This window comes from Frankia sp. AgPm24, from assembly GCF_023243055.1.
Lineage (GTDB): Bacteria > Actinomycetota > Actinomycetes > Frankiales > Frankiaceae > Frankia > Frankia umida.
Map to the genome: position 1 here is coordinate 1 of NZ_JALKFW010000145.1, position 24392 is coordinate 24392.

A 24392-nucleotide genomic window follows, 5' to 3' on the forward strand; every position below is an offset into this window, starting at 1 on the left:
ACGGGCCGTCGTCGACGGTGGTGTCGGGTGATCCGCGGGCGTTGGACGAGTTCCTGGCCGGTTGTGAAACGCAGGAGATCCGGGTTCGGCGGATCGCGGTGGACTACGCGTCGCATTCGGCGCAGGTCGACGATGTCACGGACGAGTTGACGGCGGCTCTGGCCGGTATCACCCCGCGGGTGCCGGAGATTCCGTTCTTTTCGACGGTGGCCGGTGAGCCGGTGGACGCGGCGGTGTTGGATGCCGGTTACTGGGCGCGGAACCTGCGGGATCCTGTTCTTTTCGAGGGTACGGTTCGGGCGTTGCTGGCGGCGGGGCGGACCACCTTCATCGAGGTCAGTCCGCATCCGGTGTTGACGGTCGGCGTACAGGAGACCATCGACGCGGCAGCGGATCTCTCCGTAACGGCGGATTCCGGGGCGGTGGTGTTCGGGACACTGCGCCGTGACGACGGGGGTCCCGGGCGTTTCCTGACCAGTCTGGCCGAGGCGTTCACCCGGGGGATACCGATTGACTGGGCACCGCTGTTCACCGGTGCGGCGCAGCGGGTCGATCTGCCCACCTACGCCTTCCAACGCCGACGCTACTGGATCGGGTCCGACGGCCCGGCAGCCGCTACCGTGGCGGCCTCGGCGCCCGGCGCAGCGGCGACGAACCCGGCGGAGGCCCGGTTCTGGGCAGCGGTCGAGGACGAGGATCTCGACGCCCTGTCTCGGGCACTGGGAGAGCGGGCGACGCCCCGACGCGAGGAGCTCGGCACGGTACTGCCGATGCTGTCCGGGTGGCGGCGCGGCCAGCAGGAGGAGTCGCTGCTGGACCGGTCCCGGTACCAGATCACGTGGAGCCCGCTGCCGGTCGCCGAGTCGGCCGCGCCGACCGGGACCTGGATCCTCGCCGTACCCACCGGGAACAGCGAGGCCAGCAGGATCGCCGACGTCCTGCACGGGCTGCGGACCGGTGGTCCGACGGTCGTGATCGTCGAACTCGCCGCGGCCGACCGGGCAGAGGTGGCCCGGCGCCTGGCCGAAGCCGCGGCGGACCAGACCGTGACCACAGTGGTGTCCCTGGCGGCGTTGGCCACCGAACCCGATCCCGACCATCCGGCGATCCCCCGGGGGCTCGCGCTCACCGTCACCGTCGCGCAGGCACTGGGTGACGCCGCCATCCTGGCGCCGTTGTGGTGCGTGACCAGCGGCGCGGTCAGCACGGGTGCCGACGGGGCGGTGGTCGCACCGGAGCAGGCGGCGGTATGGGGGCTGGGCCGGGTCGTCGCGGTGGAACATCCCGACCGGTGGGGTGGCCTTGTCGACCTTCCCCGGGAACCGGACGACCGGGCCGTCTCCCGGCTCCGGACGGTGATCGCCGGGGTCGAACGGGGCGAGGGCGCGGCGGTACGGGCCGCGGGAGTGTTCGCACAGCGTCTGGTCCGGGCGCGGGTACACGCCGACGCCCCGGTCCACAGGTGGAACCCGCCGGCCGTCGCCCTGGTCGTCGGGGAACCCGCCGGCCGCGGCGGTCAGGTGGCCCGCTGGCTGGCCGGGTCGGGGGCGAGACACCTCGCACTCGCCGTCCCATCCGACGCGGCCGGCCTGACTGAGCTACGTGCCGACCTGACCGGCCTCGGTGCCCGGAGCACCCTCCTGCGAGAGGAGCAGGAGCACGACGGGACCGGTGACGGTGCCACGCCGCGCGCGGCCCTGCCGGAGGGGCTCGAGGCCGTCGTCGTCGGATGGGGGGAGGCGGGCGGCGCCGGTACGGCGGTGGCGGAGCTGGATCTGGGCGCCTTCGCGGCCGCCGTGGGTGATCGGATCGCTGCCGCGGGCCTCGACGCAGCGGTCTTCGGGGACGGGGCGGTCTCCGGGGGCGACCCGCCGGAGGCGGCGGCCGAACTGATCGTCGTGTCGTCCCTCGCGGGCCTCTGGGGCAGCGGTGGGCAGAGTGTGAGTGCGGCCGCCGAGGGCTATCTCGATGCCCTGGCCCGGCGGCGGCGCAGCCTGGGCGGTGCCGCGGTGAGTGTGGCCCTCGGTGACTGGGCGGGCGGGCAGGGCATGGTGGACCGGCCGCGGCTGGCCGGTCTGGGTGTCCTGTCCGCGAAGCTGGCCGCCGCGGCCCTCGAACGTGCCGTCGGCGCCGGCGCGCACAGCGGTCTGGTCGTTGCCGACATCGACTGGGAACAGCTGCTCGTGACCTTTCCCGCCGCGGCCCGGCTGCCGCTGCTGCGGGACCTCGCCGAGGTGCGCGCGCATCCGGCAACCGACGGTGCCCCCGCCGTCGGCGAGCCGAGCGATGGCGCCGAGCGATGGCGACGCCGGGTCGGCGACCTGGTCGGGGCCGATCAGGAACGGGCTGTCCTCGATCTGGTCCGGGCCGAGGCGGCGGTCGTGCTCGGCCAGGACGGCGCCGGGGCGGTGCGACCGGGCCGGCCGTTCCGGGACCTGGGGTTCGACTCCCTGACCGTGGTCGATCTGCGTAACCGGATGAGGGAGGCCACCGGTGTCCCGCTGCCCACCACAGTGATCTTCGACTATCCCACCCCGGCGGAGCTGGCCCGGTATCTGCTGGATGAACTGCTGCGCGGCCCGGCCGGCCCCGCCGGCCAGAGCGCCGGGTCGCCCCTGGCCGGCCCCGGTGATCTGGACGGCCTGGCGGCCGGCCTGCCCCTGCTGTCCGACGACGTCCGCGCCGCGGTGCTGGCCCGGATGCGCACCCTGCTGCGCAGATGGGACGACAGCCCGGACGGCGAGGCGGGGGGTGACGCCGCCACGGACGATCTCGACGCGGCGTCGGACGACGAGATCTTCGACCTGATCGACAACGAGCTGGGGATCTCCTGAGGTGATTCACCGCCCCGCCTGCCCCGTTCGCCCCGTTCGCCGTGCCCGAGGAGTCGACCTTCCATGAGCACCGAAGCCAAGCTGCGCGACTATCTCAAGCGGGTGACGGCCGATCTGCGCCAGGTCCGGGGGCGCCTGTCCGACGTCGAGGCCCGTTCCCGCGAACCCATCGCGATCGTGGCGATGAGCTGCCGGCTGCCCGGCGGCGTCCGCTCACCCGAACAGCTGTGGGATCTCGTGGCCGCCGGCCAGGACGCGATCTCGCCGTTTCCCGCTGACCGCGGCTGGGATCTGGACGCCGTCTACGACGCCGATCCGGAGCGGTTGGGGCGCAGTTATGTGCGTGAGGGCGGATTCCTGCCCGACGTCGACCGGTTCGACGCCGGGTTCTTCGAGATCAGCCCGCGGGAGGCGCTGGCGATGGCCCCCCAGCAACGCCTGTTGCTGGAGACGTCCTGGGAGACGTTCGAGCGGGCCGGCATCGATCCGCTGTCCATGCGCGGGTCGCGGACCGGGGTCTTCGTGGGGGCGACCAACCACGACTACGGCACCGACACGGCCGACGTCCCGGACTCCCTCGAGGGCCACATCGTGCTCGGGACGTCCAGCGCGGTGATGTCGGGTCGCATCGCCTACACCCTCGGCCTCGAAGGGCCCGCGCTGACCGTCGACACGATGTGCTCGTCGTCACTGGTGGCGTTGCACCTGGCCAGCCAGGCGCTGCGCCAGGGCGAGTGCTCGATGGCGCTGGCCGCCGGGGTCACGGTCCTGGCCACGCCGATGGCGTTCGTCGAGTTCAGCCGGCAGCGGGCGTTGTCCCCGGACGGACGGTGCCGGCCGTTCGCCGCCGGGGCGAACGGCACCGGATGGTCCGAGGGTGTCGCGGTGCTGCTGCTCGAACGGCTCGGCGACGCCCGACGCAACGGCCATCAGGTGCTCGCGGTCATCCGTGGTTCGGCGCTGAACTCCGACGGCGCCAGCAACGGACTGACCGCGCCGAACGGACGCTCACAGCAGCGGGTCCTGCGCCAGGCCCTCACGAACGCCGGCTTGACCGGCACCGACGTCGACGTGGTGGAGGCCCACGGCACCGGGACCACCCTCGGTGACCCGATCGAGGCGCGGGCCCTGCTCGCCGTCTACGGCCAGGACCGGACCGCGGACCGGCCGCTGTGGCTGGGTTCGGTGAAGTCCAACATCGGCCACGGCGCCGCGGTGTCCGGTCTCACCGGCGTGGTCAAGATGGTGATGGCGATGCGCCAGGGGATCCTGCCCCGCACCCTGTATGCCGAGCAGCCGACCCCCCACGTCGACTGGTCGTCGGGTGCGATGCGGCTGCTGACCGAGGAGGTTCCCTGGCCCGGCGCCGGGGAGCCCCGCCGGGCCGGGGTCTCGTCGTTCGGGGCGAGCGGAACGAACGCGCACGTCATCCTCGAGGATGCCTGGCCGGAGCCGGAGCCGGAGCCGGCCGCGCCGGAGGCCGGGACCGTGGGGGCGACCGACGGCTCGGCGCTGCTGTGGGTGGTGTCCGGCCGCGGCGCGGACGCGGTCGGTGCCCAGGCACAGCGGTTGCTCGACCACGTGGCGACCCGGGCGGACCTGGATCTGGCGGATGTCGGCTTCTCGCTGGCGACGTCCCGGTCGGCGTTCGAACACCGGGCCGCGGTGGTGGCGGGGGACCGGGCGGAGTTCCTGGCCGCACTGGCGGCGCTTTCGCGGGGTGAACCCACCGACCGGGTGGTCCGCGGGACGGCGCTCGACGATCCGAAACCGGTGTTCGTGTTTCCGGGGCAGGGCGCGCAGTGGGTGGGCATGGGGGTGGAGCTGCTGGTGTCGAGCCCGGTGTTCCGGGCCCGCCTGCAGGAGTGCGCGGCGGCGCTGGAGCCGTATGTGGACTGGTCGGTGGTCGAGGTGCTGCGGGGAGCAACGGGTTCGCCGCCGCTGGACCGGGTCGACGTCGTCCAGCCGGTGCTGTGGGCGGTGATGGTGTCGCTGGCCGAGCTCTGGCGGTCGCTCGGGGTGCTGCCGTCGGTGGTGGTGGGGCATTCGCAGGGGGAGATCGCGGCGGCCTGCGTGGCCGGCGCGCTCAGCCTCGCCGACGGGGCCCGGGTGGTGGCCCTGCGCAGTCGGCTCTTGGGCGCCGAACTGTCCGGTCGGGGCGCGATGGCATCGGTGTCACTGTCGCCCGAGGAGGTGGCGGACCGGATCTCGCCGTGGGGCGGGCAGGTGTCGGTGGCGGCGGTGAACGGACCGTCGTCGACGGTGGTGTCGGGTGATCCGCGGGCGTTGGACGGGCTGCTGGCCGGGTGCGTGGCCGACGGGGTGCGGGTGCGGCGGATCGCCGTCGACTACGCGTCGCATTCGGCGCAGGTCGACGAGATCCGCGATCAGCTGCTGGCGACGCTGGACGGGATCACCCCGCGGGTGCCGGAGGTGGCGTTCTGGTCCACGACGACCGGGGAGCCAGTGGACACCGCGGCGCTGGACGCCGGGTACTGGGTGCGCAACCTGCGCGAACCGGTGCTGTTCGAACCGGTCGTGCGCCGGCTGCTTGACCGCGACCATCAGATGTTCATCGAGGTCAGCCCCCATCCGGTGCTGATCGTGGGGATCGAGCAGACCGCGGAGGCGGCCGGCACGGTCGACCGCGACAGCGCGCTCGAGCGTGACGGCACCCGTGACGTCGTCACCCTCGGATCCCTGCGCCGTGACGACGGTGGCCTGGACCGGTTCCTGCGCTCGGTCGGCCAGGCCCAGGCCCATGGCGTCGAGCTGGACTGGTCGGCGCTTTACCCCGGGTCGGATGTCCGACGCGTGGAGCTGCCGACCTACGCCTTCGGGGGAACGCGGTACTGGCTCGCGCCCGGATCGGGAGCGGCGACGCGTCCCGGCGACCGGTCGACCAGCGGGCCCGCCGCGATCGACGTCGCGTTCTGGGACGCCGTGGACCGGGAGGACCCCGCGGCGCTGGCCGCCGTGCTGGGTGCCCCGGCCGAGCAGTCCCCACCGGCACTGGCCCCTGCCCTGGGTGTGCTGTCCGCCTGGCGCCGGACGGTCCGGGAGCAGACCACGATGGCGTCCTGGCGCTACCGCGTGCGCTGGGAACCGTTGCCCGCACCCTCGGCTGCCCCACCCGCGCCGGCTGCCCTGTCCGGCGCGGCGGCGCGGACCGGCCCGTGGCTGGTGCTGGTGCCGGCGTCCGAGGGCGCGTCCGACGTGTCGTCGGTGCTCGACGCCCTCGGCCACGACGGCGCCGCGGTCGTGGCGGTCGGCGTCGCCCCGCAGGTCGATCGCGCGGAGCTTGCCGACCTGCTCCGCGCGGCGCTCGCCGATGGCCTGCCCGCGGCGGTGGTGTCGCTGCTCGCCACCGAGGACACCCCCCATCCGGTCCATGCGGAGATCAGTACCGGGCTGGCACTGACCGTCCTGCTGGTCCAGGCGCTCGACGACATCGGCCTGGACGCGCCACTGTGGGTGCTGACCCGCGGCGCGGTCGCGGTGCGCGACGGCGATCCGCCGGAGAGCCCGGCCCAGGCGGCGGTGTGGGGACTGGTCCGCTGCGCGGCGCTCGAACATCCCCGGCGCTGGGGCGGCCTGCTGGATCTGCCCGCCGTCGTCGAGGCCGGGTCGCTCGGGCGGTTGCGAGCCGTGCTCACGGACGCCGGTGTGGAGGACCAGCTCGCCGTGCGGGCGGACGCAGTGTTCGTCCGACGTCTGGTCCGCGCGGGCGACCCGCCGCCGACCGGCCTCACGCGGACCTGGCGTCCGCGGGGCACCGTCCTGATCACCGGTGGCACCGGGGCGATCGGCGGGCATGTCGCCCGCTGGCTCGCCCGCGCCGGCGCACCACACCTCGTCCTCGCCAGCCGGCGCGGTGCACAGGCACCGGGAGCCGCCGAGCTCGCCGCCGAGCTGACCGCGCTCGGCAGCCGGGTCACCCTCGAAGCCTGCGACGTCGCTGACCGCGACGCGCTGCACGCCCTGGTCGACCGGGTCGAGTCCGGCGGCGACCAGATCCGCGCGGTCCTGCACACCGCGGGCGGCGGCGTGCTGGTTCCGCTGGTCGAGACCACGCTCGCGCAGGTGGCCGAGGCCGCCCGGGCCAAGGCCACCGGCGCCGCGCTGCTCGACGAGATCTTCGACCGGGACACCCTCGACGCCTTCGTGCTGTTCTCCTCGATCTCGGCCGTGTGGGGCAGCGGCATCCACGGCGGTTATGCCGCGGCGAACGCCTTCCTCGACGGCCTCGCCCGGCAGCGGCGCGCCCGGGGCCTGACCGCGACGTCGATCGCCTGGGGCATCTGGAGCCCGGCCGACGGCGGCGGGATGGCGGCGGCCCTGGCCGAGGACCAGCTTCGCGCCAGCGGCATACCGTTCATGCCACCGCCGCTCGCCCTGGCGGCGTTCGGACAGGTCCTGGACCGTGACGACGTCGACGTGGTCGTCGCCGAGATCGACTGGGACCGGTTCGTGCCGGTGTTCACCTCCGCGGGACCGCGCCCGCTGCTCGACGGGTTGCCCGAGGCACGCCGCATCCTCGCCGCGACCTCGGCGGTCCCAACCTCGTCCGCCGGGGCCTCGTCCGCATCGGGCGGCGTGGCCGGTCCGGCGAGTGCGGAGTCGACGCTGGGCGCGTACCTGGCCGGTCTGCCGGCGTCCGCCCGCGACCGGGCCGTGCTCGACCTCGTCCGGACCCAGACCGCCGCGGTGCTCGGCTACGCCGACGCTGACGCCGTGGCGGCCGGCCGGCCGCTGCGTGAGCTCGGGTTCGACTCGTTGACCGCCGTCGACCTGCGCAACCGGCTGAGTGCGGCGACCGGCCTGCGGCTGCCCGTGAGCCTGGTCTTCGACCATCCGACGGTGCAGCTGCTGGCCCGCCATCTGCGTGCGCGGGTGGCGGCGGAACCCCCGGCGGTCCCGGTTGCGCCCACGCCGGCCGGCGACGCCGCCCTGACCGACGATCCGATCGCCATCGTGTCGATGGGCTGCCGCTTCCCCGGTGGCGTCCGGACGCCCGAGGACCTGTGGGACCTGGTGGCTGGCGGGGTCGACGCGATCTCGCCGTTCCCGACCGACCGCGGCTGGGACCCGGACATGTTCGACGACGATCCCGACCGTTCCGGGAAGAGCTACGTCCGCGACGGCGGGTTCCTGCTGGACGCCGGAGCGTTCGACGCCGGGTTCTTCGGGATCTCGCCGCGGGAGGCGACCGCGATGGACCCCCAGCAGCGCCTGCTGCTGGCGACCGTCTGGGAGGCGGTCGAGCGCGCCGGCATCGACCCGGCGACGCTGCGCGGCAGTGCCAGTGGCGTCTTCGTCGGCGCCGCCTACCAGGGCTACGGCGGGTCGATGGACCGCATCCCGGCCGGCAGCGAGGGTCACTTCGTCACCGGCTCCTCCACCAGCGTGCTCTCCGGGCGGATCGCCTACACCCTGGGCCTGGAGGGGCCCGCGGTCACGGTGGACACCGCCTGCTCGTCGTCGCTGGTGGCGCTGCACCTGGCCTGCCGGTCGCTGCGGTCGGGGGAGTGCTCGCTGGCCGTCGCCGCCGGCGCGACCGTGATCGGCTCGCCGGTGTCGTTCGTCGAGTTCAGCCGGCAGCGGGGCCTGGCCCGCGACGGGCGCTGCAAGGCGTTCGGCGCCGCGGCCGACGGGATGGGACTCGGCGAGGGGGTGGGGACGCTGCTGCTCGCCCGGCTCTCGGACGCCCGCCGGGCCGGATATCCGGTGCTCGCCGTCATCCGCGGCAGTGCGATCAACTCGGACGGGGCGAGCAACGGCCTGTCCGCGCCCAACGGGCTGGCCCAGCAGCGGGTGATCCGCCAGGCGCTCGCCAGCGGCGGCCTGGCCCCTGGTGACATCGACGCCGTCGAGGCACATGGGACCGGCACGACACTGGGCGACCCGATCGAGGCCGAGGCGCTGCTGGCGACCTACGGCCAGGACCGTCCCGCCGACGCCCCGCTGCTGCTGGGCTCGGTGAAGTCGAACATCGGCCACGCCCAGGCCGCCTCCGGCGTCGCGGGCGTCATCAAGATGGTGCTCGCCCTCAACCGCGGGGTGCTGCCGAGCACCCTGCACGTGGACGAGCCGTCTCCGTACGTCGACTGGTCGGCCGGCGCCGTGCGGCTGCTGGCCAGTGCGCAGCCATGGCCACAGCGCGGGCGTCCGCGCCGCGCGGGCGTCTCCTCCTTCGGCCTGTCCGGCACCAACGCGCACGCCATCCTGGAACAGGCCGGTCCGGCGGCCGACGCCACACCCGTGGATCCCGCGGCCGGCGGCACACCGGAGGCGGCACCGGCCGGGCCCACGGCGCCCGTCGAGGCCACGGTGCCGGCCGAGGCCACGGTGCCGGTTCCGTGGATCCTCAGCGCCCAGCACCCGGCCGCCCTCGCGGCCCAGGCCACCCGTCTGCTGGAGCAGGTCGACGCCCGGGCGCACGACGGTGTGCGCGACATCGGGCATGCGCTGGCGACGACCCGGTCGTCGTTCGCGCACCGCGCGGTCGTCGTCGCCGCGGACCGCGCGGACTTCCGCCGCGCGCTGCTTGCTCTGGCTGGCGGCGAGGTCGCCGCGAACACGGCACGGGGGGTGGCCGTCGCCGACCCCAGGATCGTGTTCGTGTTCCCCGGCCAGGGCACGCAGTGGACCGGGATGGGGGTGGAGCTGTTCGAGGCCAGCCCGGTGTTCCGGGCCCGGATGCAGGAGTGCGCGGCGGCGCTGGATCCGCTGACGGGCTGGTCGCTGCTCGACACCCTGCGCGCGCGACCGGGCTCGCCGTCCCTGGACCGGGTCGACGTCGTGCAGCCCGTGCTGTTCGCGGTGATGCTGTCGCTGGCGCAGGTGTGGCGGTCGTTCGGAGTGGTGCCGACGGCGGTGGTGGGTCATTCGCAGGGGGAGATCGCGGCGGCGTGCGTCGCGGGCGCGCTGAGCCTGCGTGACGCCGCGCGGGTGGTCGTGGTCCGCAGCCGGGTGGTCGGCGCCGAACTGTCGGGGCTCGGCGCGATGGCGTCGGTGGCGTTGGCGCGCACGGAGGTGGAACAGCGGATCGCGTCCTGGGAGGGACGGCTCTCGGTGGCGGCGCTGAACGGGCCGTCGTCCACGGTCGTCTCCGGCGATCCGGACGCGTTGGCCGGGTTGCTGGCCGCCTGCGAGGCGGACGGGGTCCGGGCGCGCCGGGTGCCGGTGGACTACGCGTCGCATTCCGCGCAGGTCGACGGTGTCCACGACGGGCTGGTGCGGGCACTGGAGCCGATCACGGCGCGGGAGCCGGACATCCCGATCCACTCCACGGTCACCGGCGATCTGCTGGACTCGGCCGCGTTCGACGGCGAGTACTGGGCGCGCAACCTGCGCGAGCCGGTGCTGTTCGAGCCGGTGACCCGGGCCCTGGTCGAGGCCGGGCATCAGATCTTCATCGAGATCAGCCCCCATCCGGTGCTGACGATGGGCGTGCAGGAGACCATCGACACGGTCCCGGGCTGCGCCGCGGCGGTGGTCGAGACACTGCGCCGTGATGACGGCGGTCCGGCTCGCCTGCTCCGCTCCCTGGCCGAGGCGCATGTCCAGGGTGCGGAACCGTACTGGCCGGCCGTGTTCGCCGGGCCCGTCCCGCGGCCGCCGGTGCCGCTGCCGACCTACCCGTTCCAGGAACGGTGGTACTGGGTCGACATGACGGCCGACGCGGCGGCGCCCGGGCCGCCCGGCGGCCCGTCGCGGCCCGACGGCGTCCAGGCGGAGGTTGACGGCCGGTTCTGGACGGCGGTCGAGCAGGAGGACCTGGCGGCGGTCGCCACGACGATGGAGCTCGCCGGTACCGACGCGGTCGAACCGCTGCGCCCGGCGCTCGGGCTGCTCTCGGCCTGGCGTCGCCGCCAGGCCGAGCGGTCGGCGATCTCGTCCTGGCGCTATGACGTGACCTGGTCACCCGTACCGGTGACACCGGCAGGACCGCGGGCGGCGTCGGCCGAGGGCTGGCTGGTCGTCGTGCCGGCGGCCACCGCACACGCGGACCTGGTCGACCGCGTCGTCGCCGCGTTCGCGGCCGAGGACGGCACACCGCCGCCCACCGTCACCGTCACCGCGCTCGACACCACCCGTGCCGCGATCGCGGCGCGCCTGCGGGAGGGTCTCGCCGACCCCGACCGGCCGCCGGCCGGGGTGCTGTCCCTGCTGGCCCTGGCCGCGGAGACCGCCGCCACCGACGGCAGCGACCCGAGGGACGGCAGCGACCCGGCAGCGGGTACCGACGGGACCGGCCGGCCTGCGGTGCCCGTCGGCCTGGCCCTGTCGATCGGCCTGCTCCAGGCACTCGGAGACGTCGGAATCGGCGCGCCGCTGTGCTGCCTGACCCGGGGGGCGGTGTCGGTCGGGCGAGCGGACACCCACGTCGATCCCGGTCAGGCCTTGCACTGGGGGCTCGGCGGCGTCGCGAGCATGGAGTATCCGGGACGCTGGGGTGGTCTCGTCGACCTTCCCCCGGCCGGGGACGGCGTTGCCCTCGACACCCGTGGTGCCGCCCGGCTCCGCGCGGCGGTCACCGGGCTGGTTTCGGTCACCGCGCCCGGCACCGGGCCGCGGGGTGACGGGGCTCCGGCCGCGGAGGACCAGCTCGCGCTGCGGTCGGCCGGGCTGTACCGCAGGCGGCTGGTTCGGGCCACCCCCCGGGCCTGCGTCGCCGAGGTCGATGCCTGGAAACCAGCGGGCACCGTGTTGATCACGGGCGGTACCGGGACCCTCGGTGGGCTGGTCGCCCGCTCACTGGCCCACGACGGCGCCCCGCACCTGTTGCTGGTCAGCCGGCGGGGGGCGGGCGAGGCGGGGACGGAGCAGGCGGTGCGGACGGCGCGGCTGGTCGCCGAGCTGTCCGCGCTCGGATCTGCGGTCACCGTCGTCGCCTGCGATGTGGCGGACCGCGCGTCGCTGGCCGCGCTGCTGGCCGGTGTGCCCGCCGAGTATCCGCTGACGGCGGTGGTGCACACGGCCGGTGTCCTGGACGACGGTGTGATCGACAGCCTGACCCCCGAGCGGGCGGCCGTGGTGCTGCGGCCCAAGATGACCGCCGCGGCGAACCTGGACGAGCTGACCCGCGATCTCCCCCTGTCCGCCTTCGTGCTGTTCTCCTCCTTCGCCGGCACGCTGGGCGGTCCGGGCCAGGGCAGCTACGCCGCGGCGAACTCCTACCTCGACGCGCTGGCCCGGCGCCGCCGCGCCGACGGCCTGGTCGCCACCTCCGTGGCCTGGGGCTCCTGGGGAGGCGGCGGGCTGCTGACCGCCGAACTCGCCGAGCGGCTGCGCCGCCAGGGCATGCCCCCGATGGATCCGTCCCTCGCCGTCGCGGCGTTGCGTGAACTGCTCGACCACGACGACACGTTCGCGGTGGTGGCCGACGTCCACTGGGAGCGCCTCGTCGCGACCCTGAGCTCGGCACGGACGCGCGCCGGGGGGGCCGGCCCCCCCCCCCGCGGCCCCCCCCCCCCCCCCCCCCCACTCCCCACCGCCACCGCCGGGCCCGAGGCCGGGCCCGAGGGACGCGTCACCGCCGCGGCAGGTTCGTCGCTGGCCGACGAGCTCGCCGAGCTGGATCAGGCCGACCGACAGCGGCGGCTGTCGGAGTTGGTGCGCACGCAGGTGGCCGCCGTGCTCGGCTACGCCGGACCGGACGAGATCGACCCGGACCGGGCGATGCGCGACATCGGTTTCGATTCGCTGACCGCCGTCGACCTGCGCAGCCGGCTGGCCACCGCCACGGGACTGCGGCTGCCGGTGACGCTGGTCTTCGACCATCCGACCTCGACCGCGCTGGCGCGCCATCTCGAGACCGAACTGCTCGACGGGCTGCCCCCGACCGCCGCGGACGCAACCGAGGCCAGAGGCACCGTCCTGGCCGCAGGTGGACGGGCCGCGGGCACGGCGGCCCCCGACGACGACCTCGTCGCGATCGTGGCGATGAGCTGCCGCCTACCTGGCGGGGTCCGTTCGCCGGAGGACCTGTGGTCGTTGGTGCGCGACGGCGTCGACGTCATCGGCGACTTTCCGACCGACCGTGGCTGGGACGTCGCCGGCTCGTACGACCCCGACCCCGAGGTGGCGGGAACCTACTACGCGCGCGGCGGTGGCTTCCTGTACGAGGCGGCCGACTTCGACCCCGGCTTCTTCGGCATCTCCCCGCGGGAGGCCCTCGCGATGGACCCGCAGCAGCGGCTACTGCTGGAAACCTCGTGGGAGGCCTTCGAACGGGCCGGCATCGACCCGGCGACACTGCGGGGAACCGACACCGGGGTCTTCGTCGGCGCCAGCTACAACGACTACGGGATGCGCCTTGACCGAGCCCCCGAGGGGTTCGAGGGCTACCTCGCCACGGGCAGTGCCAGCAGCGTCGCCTCGGGCCGCATCGCCTACACCTTCGGCCTGGAGGGGCCGGCTGTCACGGTCGACACCGCGTGCTCGTCGGCGCTGGTGGCCCTGCACCTGGCCGCGCAGGCGCTGCACCGCGGGGAATGTTCGCTGGCGCTGGCCGGCGGGGTGACGGTCATGTCGACGATGAGCACGTTCATCGAGTTCAGCCGGCAGCAGGCCATGTCGCCGGACGGCCGCTGCAAGGCGTTCTCCGCCCAGGCGGACGGGGCCGGCTGGGCCGAGGGCGTCGCCCTGCTGCTCGTGGAGCGACTCGCCGACGCCCGCCGCGCCGGCCATCCGGTGCTCGCGGTCGTCCGCGGCTCGGCGTTGAACTCCGACGGCGCCAGCAACGGGCTGACCGCCCCGAGCGGGCCGGCCCAGCAGCGGGTGATCCGCCAGGCGCTCGCCAACGCCGGGCTGCGGGCCGACGACATCGACGCGGTCGAGGCACACGGGACCGGTACGGCGCTCGGAGACCCGATCGAGGCCGAGGCGATCCTCGCGACCTACGGGCGGGACCGGCCGGCCGACCGCCCGCTCTGGCTGGGTGCGCTGAAGTCCAACATCGGCCACACCCAGGCCGTCTCGGGTGTCGCCGGCGTCATCAAGATGGTGCAGGCGATGCGGCACGGCGTGCTGCCCGCGACGCTGCACGTCGACGAGCCGACCCCGCATGTCGACTGGTCCACCGGCACCGTCCGGCTGCTGACCGAACAGCGTGGCTGGCCGACACCCGACGGTCGTCCGCGCCGCGCCGCGGTGTCGTCGTTCGGGATCAGCGGCACCAACGCGCACCTGCTGCTGGAATCCGCGCCGGACGAGGCGGCGCTGGCGGAGAGCACGGTGGCGGCGCGGGACGCGGCGGGCGAGGTCGCCCCGGCGTCGGCGGCCGTGGTGTGGCCGCTGTCGGCGCGCGGCGAACCGGCACTGGCCGTGCAGGCCGCCCGGCTGCTCGAGTGGCTGGACGAGCACCCGTGGGCGCGTCCCGCCGATGTCGGGTTCTCGCTCGCGACGACGCGTGGCACCCTGTCGCATCGTGGCGCCGTCGTCGGGCCGGACGCGCAGCGGCTGCGTGCGGGTCTCACGGCGGTCGCCGAGGGGCGGGCCGGCACCGGGATCGCCGGTGTGGTCGCGGGGCGGGGCGGTCCCGGCGGCCGGCTCGCCTTCCTGTTCACCGGGCAGGGCAGCCAGCGGGCGGGGATGGGCCGGGCGCTCGCCGATGTCCACCCCGTGTTCGCCGACGCCCTGGACGAGGTCGGCGCCCACCTCGACCCGCATCTCGAGGGTGCCTCGACCCGCGCGGTGATGTTCGCCGCGGCGGGCACCCCGCAGGCGCGGGACCTGGACCGCACCGCCTACACCCAGCCGGCGCTGTTCGCGTTCGAGGTCGCGTTGTTCCGGCTGCTCACCAGCTGGGGGATCATCCCGGACGTCCTGCTCGGCCACTCGATCGGGGAACTCGCGGCCGCCCACGTCGCCGGGGTGCTGTCGCTGGCGGACGCCTGCGCGCTGGTCGCGGCACGGGGCCGGCTGATGGGGGAGCTGCCCGCCGGCGGCGCGATGCTGTCGGTGTCGACGACCGAGGACGTGGTGCTGGCGGCGATCGACGGCCTCGGCGACCGGGTGGGGATCGCCGCGCTGAACGGTCCCCGGGCCACCGTGGTCTCCGGTGACGCCGACGCTGTCGAGGACCTGGCGGCCCGCTGGGCGGGCGAGGGCCATCGGGTCCGCCGCCTGCGGGTCGGTCATGCCTTCCACTCCCCGCGGATGGACCCCATCCTGGCCCGGTTCGGTGCCCTCGCGGGCACGCTCGACTACGCCCCGCCGACGATCCCGATCGTCTCCAACGTCACCGGACGTCTCGCCACCGCCGAGGAGCTCTGCTCGCCGGACTACTGGGTGCGTCACGTCCGCCAGGCCGTCCGCTTCCACGACGGGGTGCGTGAACTGGACCGGATCGGTGTGCGCACGCATCTGGAGCTGGGACCCGACGGTGTGCTGACCGTGCTGGGCGAGCAGATCCGGCCGCCGGAGGCGGCGGTGTGGGTTCCGGCCCTGCGCCGGGACACCCCCGAACCGGTGGCGCTCGCGACCGCGGTCGCGTCCCTGCATGTCCACGGGGTGGACGTCGACTGGCCCGGGGTGTTCGCCGGCGCCGACGCCCGCCGGGTCGACCTGCCCACCTACGCCTTCCAACGGGAGCGGTACTGGCTCGACGCGCCCCCGCCGACGGGTGTTCCCGCCGCAGGCTTCACGGCGACGGGTCATCCGCTGCTCGGCGCGGCCGTCGAACTTCCCGAGTCCGACGGCTGGCTGTTCACCGGCCAGCTCGGTGCGCGGACGGTGCCCTGGCTCGCCGACCATGCGGTGTCGGGGACGATCCTGGTGCCGGGCACCGCCTTTGTCGAGCTCGCGATCCGGGTGGGGGAGCAGGTCGGCTGCGACCGTGTCGACGAGCTGACGTTGCAGGCGCCGCTGGTGCTCGCGCCCGACGGGGCGGTGTCGGTTCAGGTGACCGTCGGCGGCCCTGCCGCGGACGGCGTACGCCCGGTCACCGTCCACTCCCGCCCGGTGGACTCCGGGGACGGGAGCTGGACCCGACACGCCACCGGCCTCGTGTCCCCGGCGGGCGCACCACCGGCGGGCGCAGCGTCGGCGGAGGTGGGGTCGGCGGAGGATCTGCGGAGCTGGCCGCCAGCCGACGCGCAGCCGTTGGACACCGGGGACCTGTACGAGCGCCTGGCCGCGAACGGATTCGACTATGGTCCGGCCTTCCGTGGCCTGCGGGCCGCCTGGCGGCGCGGACCGGAGATCTTCGGCGAGGTGAACCTGCCCGACGCCCAGCGCGCCGAGGCGGCGGCGTTCCGCCTGCACCCCGCGCTGCTCGACGCGGCTCTGCACACCGTCGCCTTCACGATGCGGGAGGGCGACGGCGGGGTCCTGCCGTTCTCGTGGACCGGCGTGCGGCTGCACGCCACCGGCGCGTCGGCGCTGCGGGTCAGGATCACGCCGACCGGGTCGGGTGGCGTGGCCGTCGCGGTCGCCGACGCCGCCGGGCACCCGGTGGCCACGGTGGAGTCGCTGGTGCTGCGGCCGGTGGCCGCGGCGGCTCTGACCGGTGCGCCGGCGGCGCAGGACGGCCCGTTCCGGCTGCGCTGGTCCGCGCTGCCGGTGACCACCACCGTGCCGCTGCCCCGGGTGGCGGAACCCACCGGCCACGGATCCTGGGCGCTGCTCACCCGGGCGGACGGCCTCCCGGCGCAGGCCGCGATCCTGGCCGGGCTGCACGCCGCCGGGGTGGCGACGGTGCCGGCGTCCGACCTGGCGGCGGTGCTCGGTGGGGGGCCCGGGGCGGGCGCGCCCGAGGTCGTCCTCGCCCCCTTCGTCGACGGGTCCGCGGCCCGCTCCGGCACCGCGACCAGCGGTACCGACATCGCCGACATCGCAGCCGCGGATCTGGTCAGCATGGCGGTGCGGGCGGCCACCCGCTGGGCGCTCTCGCTCGTGCACACCTGGCTGGCCGACGCCGGCCCGGCCGGCCGGCTCGTTGTCGTCACCCGGGGCGCTGTCGCGACGGACGGCACCGACGCGGCCCCCGATCTGGCCCAGGCCGCGGTGTGGGGCCTGGTGCGCTCTGCGCAGGCGGAGCATCCCGACCGTTTCGTCCTGCTGGACCTGGACGACCAGACCGCCTCGGTCGAGGCGGTCGCGGCGGCGGTCACGACGGCGATCGCGGCGGGCGAGCCACAGCTGGCGGTGCGCCGGGGCGAGCTGTTCGCCGCCCGGCTGGCCCGTGTGGACCAGGCCGGTGACCAGCCGTCACCCGGTTGGGATCCCGACGCGACCGTGCTGGTCACCGGGGCGACCGGCGCGCTGGGCAGCGTCCTGGCCCGCCATCTGGTGGCCACCCACGGTGTCCGGCACCTGCTGCTCGTCGGGCGGCGCGGGCCCGGGGCGCCCGGAGCGACCGAGCTGATCGCGGAACTCGCCGGCCTCGGGGCTCAGGTGACCATGGTCGCCGCCGATGTCGCCGACCGCGCCGAACTCGCCGGGCTGCTCGCCACCATCCCGGCCGAACACCCACTGGGGGCGGTCGTGCACACCGCGGGTGTGCTCGACGACGGGATGATCTCCGCGCTCACCCCCGAACGTCTCGACCCGGTCCTGCGTCCCAAGGTGGACGCCGTGCTGCACCTGCACGAGCTGACCGCGGACCGCCCGCTCTCGGCGTTCGTGCTCGCCTCCTCGCTCGCGGGCACCTTCGGCGGGGCCGGGCAGGCCAACTACGCGGCCGGGAACGCCTTTCTCGACGCCTTCGCCGCGCAGCGCCGGGCGGCCGGTCTGCCGGCGGTCTCGATGGGCTGGGGCCTGTGGGCGCGCCGCGGCGGGATGACCGGAAAACTCGGGGACGCGGATCTGCGCCGGCTCGCCCGCGGCGGGATCCTCGCACTGTCGGACGACCAGGGCCTGGCGCTGTTCGACACCGCGCTCGCGGTGAACGAGGCGAGTCTGCTCACGGCCCGACTCGATGTCGACGCGGTCCGCCGGGCACCGGGTCCCGTCCCCGCCCTGTACCGGGCGCTGGTGGCCGGGGCGCGGCGGCCGGCGGCGGACACGTCGGCGTCCCGGGTCGACGTCAGCACGGACCTGCGTCGGCGACTGGGGGAACTGGCCGGCCCCGGCCGCGGGGAGCTGCTGCGCGAGCTCGTGCGCACGCACGCCGCCGGCGTGCTCGGATACCCCGACGACCACTCGGTCGAGGTCGACCGGGGGCTGCTGGAGCTGGGGTTCGACTCGCTGACCGCGGTGGACCTGCGTAACCGGCTCGGCGCGGCGACGGGTCTGCGGCTGCCGGCGACCCTGCTGTTCGACTACCCGACCGTCCGCGAACTGGCCGACCACCTCGCGGAGGAACTCGTGCCGGCGTCCACCGCCGCGGCGTCCGACCCGCTGGCCGGTCCCGCCGATCTCGACGGCCCCACCGACCGCACCGATCACAGCGACCTGGACGACACCGCTGACCGCATCGACTCCGCCAGCGACGACGAGATCTTCGCCTTCATCGACGAGGAACTCGGGACGGACTGACGGCGTCCTCCCACGGCGTCGCCCGGCGACGTCAGCGATTCCCACCCGGCTGGCCCCACCCGCGTAGAAAGCGATGGCACCACACGGTGAACGAGGACAAGCTCCGGGACTACCTCAAGCGCGTCACGACCGACCTGCACCGGACCCGTCGACGTCTCGACGACCTGTCGACCCGGTACCAGGAGCCGATCGCGATCGTGGCGATGAGCTGCCGGTATCCGGGTGGGGTGCGGTCACCGGAGGAGCTGTGGGAGCTGGTGGCCGGTGGGGTGGACGCGGTGGGTCCGTTCCCGGCGGACCGGGGCTGGGATCTGGACGCCCTCTACGACCCGGACCCCGACCATCCGGGGACGTCCTACGCCCGCGAGGGCGGGTTCGTCGACGACGTCGCCGGCTTCGACGCCGACTTCTTCGGGATCTCGCCGCGGGAGGCGCTGGCGATGGACCCGCAGCAGCGGCTGCTGCTGGAGACCAGCTGGGAGGTCTTCGAACGGGCCGGGATCGACCCGCGTTCGGTGCGGGGCAGCCAGATCGGGGTCTTCGCCGGTGTCTCCTATGCCGACTACCGCACCCGCGTCGGGACGGTGCCCCGCGACATCGAGGGGTATCTGAGCAGCGGCAACTCGGGCAGCATCGCCTCCGGTCGGCTCGCCTACGTCCTCGGGCTGCGCGGACCGGCCGTCACCGTCGACACGGCCTGTTCGTCGTCGCTGGTGGCGATGCACCTCGCCGGGCAGGCCCTGCGCCAGGGTGACTGTGAGCTGGCCGTCGCCGCCGGTGCGATGGTGATGTCCACCCCGGTGGCGTTCGTCGAGTTCAGCCGGCAGCGGGGGCTGGCACCCGACGGCCGGTGCCGGTCGTTCGCGGCGTCGGCGGGTGGCACCGGCTGGGGCGAGGGCGTCGGCGTCCTGCTGCTGGAACGGCTCTCGGACGCACGTCGCAACGGTCATCCGGTGCTGGCGCTGGTACGGGGCACGGCGGTGAACTCCGACGGGGCGAGCAGCCGGCTGACGGCACCGAACGGTCCCGCGCAGCGACGGGTGATCCAGCACGCCCTCGCGAACGCCCGGCTCGGCGCGGACGAGATCGACGTGGTGGAGGCGCACGGCACCGGCACCCCGTTGGGTGATCCGATCGAGGCGCAGGCGTTGCTGGCGACCTACGGGCGGGGCCGGGACGCGGACCGGCCGCTGCTGGTGGGGTCGTTCAAGTCGAACGTCGGGCACACCCAGGCGGCGGCGGGTGTCGGCGGCGTGATCAAGATGGTGCTGGCGATGCGGCACGGGGTGGTGCCGAAGACGTTGCACGTCGACGAGCCGACCCCGAACGTCGACTGGTCGTCGGGCGCCGTCCGGCTGGCGACCGAGGCCACGCCGTGGCCCGACGCCGGGCGTCCGCGTCGGTCCGCCGTGTCGTCGTTCGGCTTCAGCGGCACGAACGCCCACGTCGTCCTGGAGGCGGCGCCGGCGGCGGAGCCGGCGAACGCCGGGGAGGCGGCGGGCGATCCCCCGCCCGCGGCCGACCTCGCCTGGGTGGTGTCGGCCCGGGACGAGGCCGCGCTGGCGGCGCAGGCGCAGCGCCTGCGCGCACACGTGGTGGCCCACCCGGAGCTGGGCCTGGCCGACGTCGGTCACTCCCTGGTCACCGGCCGGTCGACGTTCGCGCATCGGGCGGTGGTCGTGGCCGGGGACCGGGCGGGTCTGCTGGCCGGTCTGGCGGAACTGGCCGGTCCGGCGGAACTGGCCGCTCCGGAAGGGCTGGCTGGCCTGGCCGGACCGGCGGCGGGTGTGGTGTCGGGTGTGGCGGTGGCCGGGCCGAAGCCGGTGTTCGTGTTCCCGGGCCAGGGCGCGCAGTGGGCGGGGATGGCGGCGGAGCTGCTGGAGTCCAGCGCGGTGTTCCGGGCCCGGTTGCAGGAGTGCGCGGCGGCTCTCGAGCCGTATGTGGACTGGTCGGTGGTGGACGTGCTGCGTGGGGTCGAAGGCGCGCCGGACCTCGAGCGGGTGGACGTGGTGCAGCCGGCGTCGTGGGCGGTGATGGTGTCGCTGGCGGCGTTGTGGCGGGCGCACGGGGTGGTGCCGTCGGCGGTGGTGGGGCATTCGCAGGGGGAGATCGCGGCGGCGTGTGTGGCCGGGGCGTTGAGCCTGGCCGACGGGGCGCGGGTGGTGGCGGTGCGCAGCCGGCTGGTGGCAACCGAGCTGTCCGGTCAGGGCGCGATGGCCTCGGTGGTGCTGGCGGTGGCGCAGGTGCACCGTCGGGTCTCGCCGTGGGGCGACCGGCTCGCGGTGGCGGCGGTGAACGGGCCGTCCTCGACGGTGGTGTCGGGCGATCCGCAGGCGTTGGACGAGTTCCTGGCCGACTGCGAAGCGGACGGGGTGCGGGCCCGACGGATACCGGTGGACTACGCCTCGCACTGCGCGCAGGTGGACGGGGTGGGCGAGCAGCTGTCGTCCGCGTTGGCGGGAATCACCCCGCGGGCGCCGGAGGTGCCGTTCTTCTCGACGGTGACCGGGGAACGGGTGGACACGGCGACGCTGGACGCCGGGTACTGGGTCGCGAACCTGCGGCGGCCGGTGCTGTTCGAGGACACGGTCCGGGCGCTGCTCACGGCGGGGCTGGAGACCTTCGTCGAGGTCAGTCCGCACCCGGTGCTGACGGTGGGTGTGCAGGAGACCATCGACACGGTGGCGGACTCCACGGCGGTGGTGTTCGGGACGCTGCGGCGGGGCGAGGGCGGTCCGGGGCGTTTCCTGACCAGCCTGGCCGAGGCGTTCGTCCGGGGTGTTCCGGTCGACTGGACACCCGTGTTCGCCGGCGCGGCCCGACGGGTCGATCTGCCCACCTATGCCTTCCAGGGCAGGCGGTACTGGCTGGAGTCGACGGGCCCCGGGGTCACCGACGTCGCCGCCGTGGGACAGGGCGTCGTCGGCCATCCACTGCTCGGTGCGGCGGTCTCCCTGGCGGACGGCGACGGTGAGGTCCTGCTCACCGGACAACTCGCGTTGAGCAGCCATCCCTGGCTCGCCGACCACGCGGTCGCGGGCACCGTCTGGCTGCCGGGCACGGCGCTGCTCGAACTGGCGATCCAGGCCGGGGAGCACGCCGGTCGCCCGCATGTCGACGAGCTCACCCTGCACACCCCGCTGGTCCTCGGGCCCGGGGACGCCGTGCAGATCCAGGTCATGCTCGCGGCTCCGGACGCGGGCGGCGGACGGGCGGTGACGGTGCACTCCCGCGTCGCACCCGCCGACCCCGCCGTCGACGCCGACGACGAGCCGTGGACCCGTCACGCCACCGGCGTGCTCACCCTCGACGGCCCGCCGGCCGCGGACCCGCGGTCGGCCGGCGGCGAGGACGACCTGACCAGCTGGCCGCCCGCCGGTGGCGTGCCCCTCGACATCACCGACCTGTACGAGGACCTGGCCCGCGCCGGGTTCGACTACGGGCCGGCCTTCCAGGGCCTTCAGCGGGCCTGGAGCGTCGGCGACGACCTCTGCGCGGAGGTCGGCCTGCCCGTGCGGCAGCAGGACGAGGCTGCTCGGTTCGGCCTGCATCCAGCGCTGCTGGACGCGGCCCTGCACGCGATCGGTCTCGGCCTGCTGCCCGGCTCCACCGTCGGGTCGGTGCCGTTCTCCTGGGGGAACGTGTCGCTGCATGCCGCGGGGGCCGGTCGGCTGCGGGTGCGGCTCACCCGTACCGGCCCGGACACGGTCTGCCTGGTCGGCGCGGACGACACCGGTCGGCCGGTCATCTCCGTCGGGTCGCTCCTGGTCCGTCCGATCAACCCGGCCGAGCTCCCGCACGCTGCCGCAAGCCCGCACGACTCGCTGTTTCGCCAGGAGTGGGTCGCGGTCGCACCCCTGAGGATGCCCGAGATCATCCCGACCGGCGCCGGGCACTGGGCGGTGCTCGGCCCGGCCTCGCCGCGGCCCGACGGCCTCGACGTCCACGCCGACCTCGGCTCCCTGACGGCCTCGGTGGACGCCGGCGCCGAGCCGCCCGCCGTTCTCGTCGCCTTCGCGCCCCCGCCCGTCATCGAGAGCGCGGCCGACGCCGGACACCCCGACGCCGGACACCCCGACGCCGAGTGTCTCGGTGTCGGAGACGTCAGGGTCGGCGATGTCGCCGGGCGGGCGCGTACGGCGTCGCACTGGGCGCTCGATCTGCTGCGGGGCTGGTTGTCGGACGAGCGGTTCGCCTCGTCGCGGCTCGTCGTGGTGACCGACGGCGCGGTGTCGACCGGACCGGACGATCCGCTGCGCGATCCGGGTGCCGCCGCCGTCTGGGGGCTCGCCCGGTCGGCGCAGTCGGAGCACCCCGAGCGGATCGTCCTTGTCGACACCGATGCCCTGGCCGGAGCATCCGGCATGGCTGAGGGAGCGGACCCGGCCGCACGGCCCGGTCCGGCAGGGGAGTGTGGCCCGGCCGGCGGACACGACGCCGATCTCGATGTGAGCGCGCGGTACCGGGATCTCCGGGCGGCGGTGGAGACGGGAGAGCCGCGGATCGCGGTCCGCGCGGGCGAGCTGCGGGCCGCCCGGCTGGCGCGGTTGCCCCGCCTGGACGAGCCGTCACCGGCCGCCAGCGCGGCAGGCGACCCGGCGCGGTGGAACCCCGAGGGCACGGTGCTGATCACCGGTGCGACCGGCGTGCTGGGCAACGCCCTGGCCCGCCACCTCGTCTCGGCGCACGGCGTCCGGCATCTGCTGCTGGTCTCCCGCCGCGGCGCCGAGGCCCCCGAGGCCGGGCAGCTCGTGGCCGATCTCACGGATCTCGGCGCGAGCGCCACCCTGGCCGGCTGCGACGTGGCGGATCGGCTGGCGCTCGTCGAGCTGCTGGCGTCCGTGCCGCCGCAACACCCGCTCACCGCGGTGGTGCACACCGCCGGAGTCCTCGAGGACGGTGTCATCACGACGATGACCTCCGAGATGCTCGACCGGGTGCTGCGTCCCAAGGTGGACGCGGCCTGGCACCTGCACGAGCTGACCCGGAACCTGGACCTGTCGGGGTTCGTCCTGTTCTCCTCGGCCGCGGCGGTCTTCGGCGGCCCCGGCCAGGGCAACTACGCCGCGGCCAACGCCGTCCTCGACGCGTTCGCCGCCTGGCGGCGCGCCGCCGGCCTGCCGGCGGTGTCGATGGGGTGGGGGCTGTGGGAGCGCCGTGGCGGGATGACCGGCCACCTCGACGGGTCCGACGTGCGCCGGTTGACCCGCGGTGGCCTGCAAGCGCTGTCCACCGAACAGGGACTCGCGCTGTTCGACGCCGCGCTCGAGGGTGGCGAGGCGGCTGTCGCCCCGATGCGGCTCGATCTGGCCGCCCTGCGGGCCCAGATCGCCGCGACCACGGTGCCACACCTGCTGCGGGGCCTGATCCGTCCCCGGGTGCGGCGGGCCGCGACGGTGCGGGCCACGGGCGGTGTCCTCGTCTCGGGCGAGGACGCGGGTCCGGCGGCCGGGCTCGCCCGCCGGGTCGCCGGACTGCGCGTGGCCGACGGTGACGCGGTGCTGCTCACGATCGTGCAGGCGGCGGTGGCCGCGGTGCTCGGCCACGACTCCCCGCGGTCCGTCGACACCGCTCGCGCCTTCAGGGACCTCGGTTTCGACTCGCTGACGGCCGTCGAACTGCGCAACCGGCTGGGTGCCGCGACCGGTGTCCGGCTGCCGGTGACGCTCGTGTTCGACTACCCGACCCCCGCGGCTCTGGTCGGGCACCTGCGGGACAGGCTGCTCGCGCCGGCGGCCGCGGTGCCGTCCGGCCTGCTGCCCGCGGGGCCGGAAGCGGCCGACGACCCGATCGTGATCGTGGCGATGAGCTGCCGGTATCCGGGTGGGGTGCGGTCACCGGAGGAGCTGTGGGAGCTGGTGGCGGCCGGTGGGGACGCGGTGGGGCCGTTCCCCGCGGACCGGGGCTGGGACCTGGATGCCCTCTACGACCCGGACCCCGACCATCCGGGGACGTCCTACGCCCGTGAGGGCGGGTTCGTCGACGGCTTCAACCGGTTCGATCCGGCGTTCTTCGGGATCTCGCCGCGGGAGGCGCTGGCGATGGACCCGCAGCAGCGGCTGCTGCTGACCA

Annotated in this window: 3 protein-coding genes; all 3 read left to right on the top strand. The window is 75.0% G+C overall.

From position 1 onward, the window contains the following. On the top strand, positions 1 to 2834 hold a 2834-nt coding region (locus MXD61_RS06745; RefSeq protein ID WP_248811968.1), incomplete at its 5' end, for an acyltransferase domain-containing protein. A 63-nt stretch (positions 2835 to 2897) separates the two neighbouring features. Further along, positions 2898 to 18320 carry a type I polyketide synthase gene (locus tag MXD61_RS06750; RefSeq protein WP_248811969.1) on the top strand — a complete coding sequence of 5141 codons (15423 nt, stop codon included), beginning with the start codon at positions 2898 to 2900 and terminating at the stop codon, positions 18318 to 18320. 86 nt (positions 18321 to 18406) lie between these two features. Next, a partial coding sequence (locus MXD61_RS06755) for a type I polyketide synthase (RefSeq protein WP_248811970.1) occupies positions 18407 to 24392 on the top strand: 5986 nt, incomplete at its 3' end.